Source organism: Psychrobacter sp. 1U2 (assembly GCF_051847575.1).
This window is the reverse complement of the sequence record NZ_JBPYDC010000010.1, coordinates 91,454-97,477: the sequence shown is the minus strand read 5'-3', so window position 1 is coordinate 97,477 and position 6,024 is coordinate 91,454. Positions and strand designations below refer to the sequence as shown.

Annotated in this window: 8 protein-coding genes; all 8 read right to left on the bottom strand. The window is 45.3% G+C overall.

Annotated elements, in window-relative coordinates; genetic code table 11:
* A partial coding sequence (locus tag ACS8FD_RS06940; RefSeq protein ID WP_439275112.1) for an IS3 family transposase occupies nucleotides 1–159 on the bottom strand: 159 nt, incomplete at its 3' end.
* A gap of 41 nt (nucleotides 160–200) precedes the next feature.
* Nucleotides 201–722 (bottom strand): helix-turn-helix domain-containing protein, encoded by a 522-nt coding sequence (locus ACS8FD_RS06935; RefSeq protein ID WP_439275103.1) that lies wholly within the window; start codon nucleotides 720–722, stop codon nucleotides 201–203.
* Nucleotides 723–817: 95 nt separating this feature from the next.
* The gene (locus tag ACS8FD_RS06930; protein ID WP_439275102.1) at nucleotides 818–1,153 is read right to left on the bottom strand and encodes a hypothetical protein; all 336 of its coding nucleotides are present in this window, start codon (nucleotides 1,151–1,153) and stop codon (nucleotides 818–820) included.
* A 283-nt stretch (nucleotides 1,154–1,436) separates the two neighbouring features.
* Complete coding sequence (locus ACS8FD_RS06925) at nucleotides 1,437–1,808, bottom strand: DUF3144 domain-containing protein (protein ID WP_439275101.1); 372 nt, start codon at nucleotides 1,806–1,808, stop codon at nucleotides 1,437–1,439.
* A gap of 94 nt (nucleotides 1,809–1,902) precedes the next feature.
* The gene (gene metK / locus ACS8FD_RS06920; RefSeq protein WP_439275100.1) at nucleotides 1,903–3,069 is read right to left on the bottom strand and encodes a methionine adenosyltransferase; all 1,167 of its coding nucleotides are present in this window, start codon (nucleotides 3,067–3,069) and stop codon (nucleotides 1,903–1,905) included.
* Between the two features lie 247 nt (nucleotides 3,070–3,316).
* Nucleotides 3,317–4,012 carry an endonuclease III gene (gene nth, locus ACS8FD_RS06915; RefSeq protein ID WP_439275099.1) on the bottom strand — a complete coding sequence of 232 codons (696 nt, stop codon included), beginning with the start codon at nucleotides 4,010–4,012 and terminating at the stop codon, nucleotides 3,317–3,319.
* 42 nt (nucleotides 4,013–4,054) lie between these two features.
* Nucleotides 4,055–4,927: an RnfABCDGE type electron transport complex subunit B gene (locus tag ACS8FD_RS06910; RefSeq protein WP_439275098.1), complete on the bottom strand. Its 873-nt coding sequence runs from the start codon at nucleotides 4,925–4,927 to the stop codon at nucleotides 4,055–4,057.
* A gap of 68 nt (nucleotides 4,928–4,995) precedes the next feature.
* On the bottom strand, nucleotides 4,996–6,018 hold the full coding sequence (gene nudC / locus ACS8FD_RS06905) for an NAD(+) diphosphatase (protein ID WP_439275097.1): 1,023 nt from the start codon (nucleotides 6,016–6,018) through the stop codon (nucleotides 4,996–4,998).
* Nucleotides 6,019–6,024 lie beyond the last annotated feature (6 nt).

The window sequence follows — 6,024 nt, the reverse complement described above, 5'->3', positions numbered from 1 at the left end:
GTAATGACTGCCTAACTGCTTTAGCGCTACCGTTATTCTGCGATAGCCGTACCTACCTTTGTGCTGATGATACAGCTGAGCAATACGCTGTTTTAATTCAGTGTATTGGTCACCACGCTCAAGCCTTACTCTATGATAGTAAAAGACGCTTTTGGGCATACCAGCGGCTTTAAGTAAGTCAGATAAACAACAGCGCTCTCTTAGTCCTTCGATGAGCCTTGCTTTTTCAAAGCTTGTTTCTTCTTCTGTTTGAGCAAGGCATCCAGCTTTTTTAGGTAGGCGTTCTCCGCACGTAGATATGCGTTTTCACGCTTAAGCTCTGCTGCTGTCTTTTCATCATCTGGCTTGTCTGTGATAAATGGTTTACTCATGGCGGTTCTACCTTTAGGTTTGGGAGTTAGTCCAAACATGCCGTGCTTTCGATATGCTTTGTGCCAATGACTAATAAGCGCCGGTGAGCTGATGTTAAACTTCAGTGCCACCTCAGATTGACTCAAACCTTCTTCAAGCATGGTGGTTAGTACGTTAAGTTTAAACTCACTACTGTACGTGGCTTTAGTTGTCTTTGGTCTTATAGCGTTTATACCACCGCTTTGATACTGCTTCACCCATTTAAGAACAAACTTTGGATTTACAGTAAACTTCTTGCTTGTGGCTCGACTACTATGTCCTTGTTCATAGTATGCGATGACTTGCAGCTTAAAGTCTAGGTCGTAATGCATAAAAATACCCCATAAGTTGTGTCCAACTTATGGGGGTCGGTTCAAGCTAGGGCTTTTTTATGAGTTATAGCGAGTAAGCACTCACAAGCTGTAGGTTATGAGCATTGTCCTTTGATGTAACCAATTGCGGTTGTTGTGCCACATGCTGAGCAAGCATTGCCCGCGGTACGATAGTTAACTCCTGAATTCGTTTTTATTTTGACACAAACCGGATCGTATTGCATGGTACACATGGTTTGCTCAGGGTTATAGGGTGGGCATTTAGTAAAAGGGTTGTCACTAGATATCCGCTTGTCGTATTCTACCGTAGGAATAGCAGTATCGTCAGGGGTATTGACACTTTGAATGTTATTACAGCCGGTTAAGGCTATGGTGGCTGACAACCCTAACAATAAAGCGCCTAGTCGCCATGATTTAAGTACAAGGTCCATGATGATATCTCCTTATCAGTATAATTGGATTACATCCTGTAATCGATATAGTCATCTCTGTTAACAACATTGCTTAAATTCATAGTAGCTTATTTATCACAAGTCAGCCACTAAGTTGTTATAGTCGACTAAAAGCTAAGACTATGACGTGTCTTAGAGGTATAGTTCATGACTATATAAAAAAACCCTAAGCTTATAATTAAGCTTAGGGTTTTATCCATTAAAAATAAGTAGTATAGGGCTTTAATATGATGACAAAGATAAGCGAACGCTATTGCCTTGTTTATTCACCTGTTCTATCGTTCTTATTGAGCTGCACATAGTTATCGAAGTTTTGCGCATAGTCAGTTAGATTATCGCTGAGCATTTGGCGATACTGTTTGACATAAAACTCCACGATATCGTCTTTTTCTTTGGCAAAATCTTCACCTTTTACAAAGCCAATAGAGGCGACCGAAGCGCTATAACGGGCGGCGGCATAAAGTAATGAAGCACCGACTTGGCCTGAGTGCGCTTTTTCGCCTAATTGGCTATTAGCAACGCCAATGATCTCATCAGCGCGTTGATAAAAAGACTGCATCTCAGGAGTAATTTCGACATTATTTTCAGTGTTGTCTGTATTTACAGTATCGTTTGGTATATTGGCGTCAGACATAAAAGACTCCGTTCAGTAAAGGGGTTAAATAGTATTTTATTTAAATAGTCTAAATTTTAGTTATATAGTTAGCAATAACTCTTTTCACTAAAGACTACAAACCGGCATCGGCTTTGAGGATTTCAGCTTTATCTGTTTTTTCCCAAGTAAATGCAGTCTCAGACCCAGGACGACCAAAGTGGCCAAAGGTTGCGGTTTGCTGATACATAGGCTGCAGTAAGTTGAGCATACGCGTAATACCATAAGGACGTAAGTCAAAATGCTTACGAATCAGGCGAATAATCTCGTCATTATCGATTTTGTTGGTGCCAAAGGTGTTGATAGAGATAGAAGTCGGCTCGGCCACTCCAATAGCGTAGCTCACCTGCACTTCGCAGCGATCGGCAATACCAGCCGCAACGATGTTTTTGGCCACATAACGCACCGCATAAGCGGCACTACGATCAACCTTAGAGGGGTCTTTACCACTAAAAGCACCACCGCCATGACGCGCCATACCGCCATAAGTGTCGACGATGATTTTACGGCCAGTTAGACCCGCGTCACCGACAGGGCCGCCAATCACAAACTTACCGGTTGGGTTGATATGATAGCGCGTACCTTTATGCAAAAGATCGGCTGGTAGTACATGCTTGATGATGTTCTCCATGATAGCCTCTTGCAAGTCCGCTTGCGAGATACTAGGATCATGCTGGGAGGATAGTACTACCGCATCGATAGCCACTGGACGATTACCATCATAATTGAGTGTCACTTGTGCTTTGGCATCAGGGCGCAGCCAAGGCAGATCGCCTGCACGGCGCAGCTCAGACTGACGCTGCATCAAGCGATGAGCATATTCAATAGGAGCGGGCATCAACACGTCAGTCTCGTTACTGGCATAACCGAACATTAAACCTTGATCGCCAGCGCCTTGCTCCTCTGGGCTGCTACGATCGACGCCTTGGGCAATCTCAGGTGACTGCTTACCAATCATATTAATTACCGCGCAAGTCTCGCCATCAAAACCTAAGTCCGAATGATGATAGCCGATACCATTGACAGTATCACGAACAATACGTTCGATATCGATGTTAGCGGTGGTAGAGATTTCACCAGCTAATACGACAGCGCCTGTTTTGACTAAAGTCTCACAAGCGACTCGGGCATGCAGATCTTCACGCAAAATGGCGTCGAGTAGGGCATCAGAGATTTGGTCTGCCATTTTATCAGGATGGCCTTCGCTGACAGACTCTGAGGTAAATAAACTATATTCACGCATAATGGGATCGCTTAATGGCAGGGACTGTTATAAAAACTAGTCATTATTTATTAAATGTTATAAAAATAGAAAAAATAGGTCAAAAAAATTACCATATCTTACCGTGATTTAACGTAAAACTCTAGGGTGTCTTTATGACTTAGTGAAACTCCCAAACATTTGAATAGGACCAAATAGGTCTAAGGTTTCAAAATTATCAAAGAGTAGTGCGGTCAGGGTTTGCATAGCATTAACTCAATTTGTGAGATTACAATTCTAAAAATTTAGCTTTATCCTTAAACATACATTCCTCATAAACCGGACAAGCGCCGCACTTCGGTGTGCGCGCCTGACAAGTATAGCGCCCATGTAAGATTAGATAATGATGCGCATCGAGCAGTAGATCCTCTGGAATACGTGCGACTAGCTTTTGCTCAACGAATAAGACGTTTTTACCCGTCGCAAGGCCAGTACGATTACCGACCCGAAAGATATGGGTATCGACTGCCATGGTTGGCTGCCCAAATGCCGTATTGAGCACTACATTAGCGGTCTTGCGGCCCACGCCTGCTAATGACTCAAGGTCTTTACGATTATCAGGTACTTGGCTGTCAAACTTATCGATCAAGTCGCGACAAGTCTTTATCACGTTTTTGGCTTTTGAATTATAGAGACCAATGTTTTGGATATAGGGTTTGAGTCCTTCCTCACCCAAGGCGTAAATGGCTTCGGGTGTATTAGCGACAGGATAAAGCTGATCAGTGGCAATATTAACGCTGACGTCAGTCGCTTGCGCGGAGAGGATAACGGCAATAAGCAGCTCAAAGTTACTGTCAAAGTGCAGCTCAGTAACGGGCTCTTCGATCGTTGCCGCAAGCTTTTCAAAGAACGGCCGCACATTGCGCTTTGGCATCAGTCTCGATGGCGGCGTGTCAGCAGTTTTATGTTTAACGGTTTTACTCATAGAATGACGTCTTAGTTTTATTACTTTTTATAGCGTGTCTCGTTATAACGCGGCCAGCTCTTCTTGTAACGCGATAAGTTCGCTTTGCTTGTTGGCATTAGGACGCACGCTTAACTGTTTTTCTAGCTTTTTAATTTTGCTACGCAGTTTTGCTGCAGCAATAGTGTTTTTAGCCTGCTGTTCGCTAATCTCGAGAGACTGACTCGCGGCGTTATTGAGCTTGGCCTCGACCATACTGACGACTGGTTTGGCATTACTACTATCGGCGAGCTGCTTGGTGACTCGCATTAGATGAGTGTGATAACGCTGCCGCAGATCGTCTTGTTCCTGTTCGCGCGCGCTAGCTGTCAGCTCACGATGCACCGTTACCAGATCGATGCAATCTACCGGACAGGGCGCAAGGCATAGCTCGCAGCCAGTGCAAAGATCGGTAAAAATCGTATGCATATGCTTACCCGTACCGACGATGGCATCGACCGGACAGGCAGGGATACACTTAGTGCAGCCGATACAGTCGTCCTCGCGGATAATAGCGCGCACTTCGGTTGGGCGCTGAGTAACAGCATCTATCGGCCACTTGGAGGGCTCGGCAATCACGGGTGTATCGCCACTATCCATACTACTAAGGCGATCATGATCGCTATCCACAAGGATTTGGGCAATAGCATCGGTGACCGGTTGTCCACCAGGTACGCATTTATTGTAAGGTTCGCCATCGACAGCGATCGCTGTTGCATAAGGCAAGCAGCCATCAGGATGGTCACAAAGCCCGCATTGGGTCTGTGGTAAGCAAGCATCGATCTGGGCGATCTTAGTTTGTGTTGCCCTTGGCAGCGACTCTAACGCTTGAGAGTCGAACAATAGCGGCAGATCAGCTAAGCGAGTCGGTAAGGGGTGATTATGGTTATCGGACATGGAATACTGGCCTTAAAGCGGGCATATAATAAATAATAAAGGTATTGACTAGCAGTTAGAATAGACTTTTAAGAAAGCGTAACGCCTTGCTCACGAGCGATTTGGGCGATTAACTCATAAGCGATGCTGCCTTTAAAGGGTATCTTTGGCAGCTTTGATAAATCAAAAAAGTCCGCATGCGACAGCTCATCTTCTTGTAATACTAACTCGCCACTGTCATAACTCGCCCGAAAGCCGAGCATTAAGTTGGAGGGAAACGGCCAAGGTTGACTGCTGACATAGCGAATCTCTGATAAACGAATGCCTACCTCTTCAAACACTTCTCGCACTACTGCATGCTCTAAGCTCTCACCAGCTTCTACAAACCCTGCAATCAAGCCATACTGTAAAGGCAGACTGGTTTGACCATAGCGGTGATGATGAGCTAATAATATTTGTGTCTCACCCGTTTGCGGGTTCGGGCGAGTAATAGCTGTAATCACACATGGCTGTACCCGTGGATACTGGCGCAAGTGGCAAACGCTGCACACCATTGCCCGATCGCCAGATTCCGCTGCGCTGACCGCCGCACTACAGCGACTACAAAACTGGGTATCCGCTTGCCAGCGCAATAGCTGCATGGCTTGACTGAGCTGATCGGCAAGCGCTACTGGAAGTTGGAGGAGCAGCTGCCGATAAGAGATAAAAGCGTTTATAACGTCAGTGTCACCAGCTCTATCTCCCTGAACGTCAGTTTGCGGTACTTTTATTGAGCTTTCTGAGGGTAACAGGAGCGTTGTCATTGAGTCGATATTATCACGGATGAACGGCAGCGTAAGTTGATTGTTTTTCGCATAGTGATAGCTTATAGCATACGCAGCCGGGGCATTATTCGCTGTGAGACTCGTGGCCTTGGCGTTTATACCGTCATCGCTATTTTCTTTTTGCCCATGTCCACTTTGCTGCCAATGGCTAGGCGCTAAGCTCTCTAATAGCTCAACACGGCCTAACTGATAAGGGGGCTGTACGCGATCTGACTCAGCCGTTAGGTCGATAGATAAAGGTTGCCAACCTGTAGGTGTCTGGCGACATAAGACAGTATCTTTTTCCATTATAAA

Bases quoted from the DNA above. Each gene is read 5' to 3' on its own strand.
- metK (WP_439275100.1), bottom strand. From the start codon at position 3,069: ATGCGTGAATATAGTTTATTTACCTCAGAGTCTGTCAGCGAAGGCCAT.
- ACS8FD_RS06910 (WP_439275098.1), bottom strand. From the start codon at position 4,927: ATGTCCGATAACCATAATCACCCCTTACCGACTCGCTTAGCTGATCTG.
- ACS8FD_RS06925 (WP_439275101.1), bottom strand. From the start codon at position 1,808: ATGTCTGACGCCAATATACCAAACGATACTGTAAATACAGACAACACT.
- ACS8FD_RS06935 (WP_439275103.1), bottom strand. From the start codon at position 722: ATGCATTACGACCTAGACTTTAAGCTGCAAGTCATCGCATACTATGAA.
- nth (WP_439275099.1), bottom strand. From the start codon at position 4,012: ATGAGTAAAACCGTTAAACATAAAACTGCTGACACGCCGCCATCGAGA.
- nudC (WP_439275097.1), bottom strand. From the start codon at position 6,018: ATGGAAAAAGATACTGTCTTATGTCGCCAGACACCTACAGGTTGGCAA.
- ACS8FD_RS06930 (WP_439275102.1), bottom strand. From the start codon at position 1,153: ATGGACCTTGTACTTAAATCATGGCGACTAGGCGCTTTATTGTTAGGG.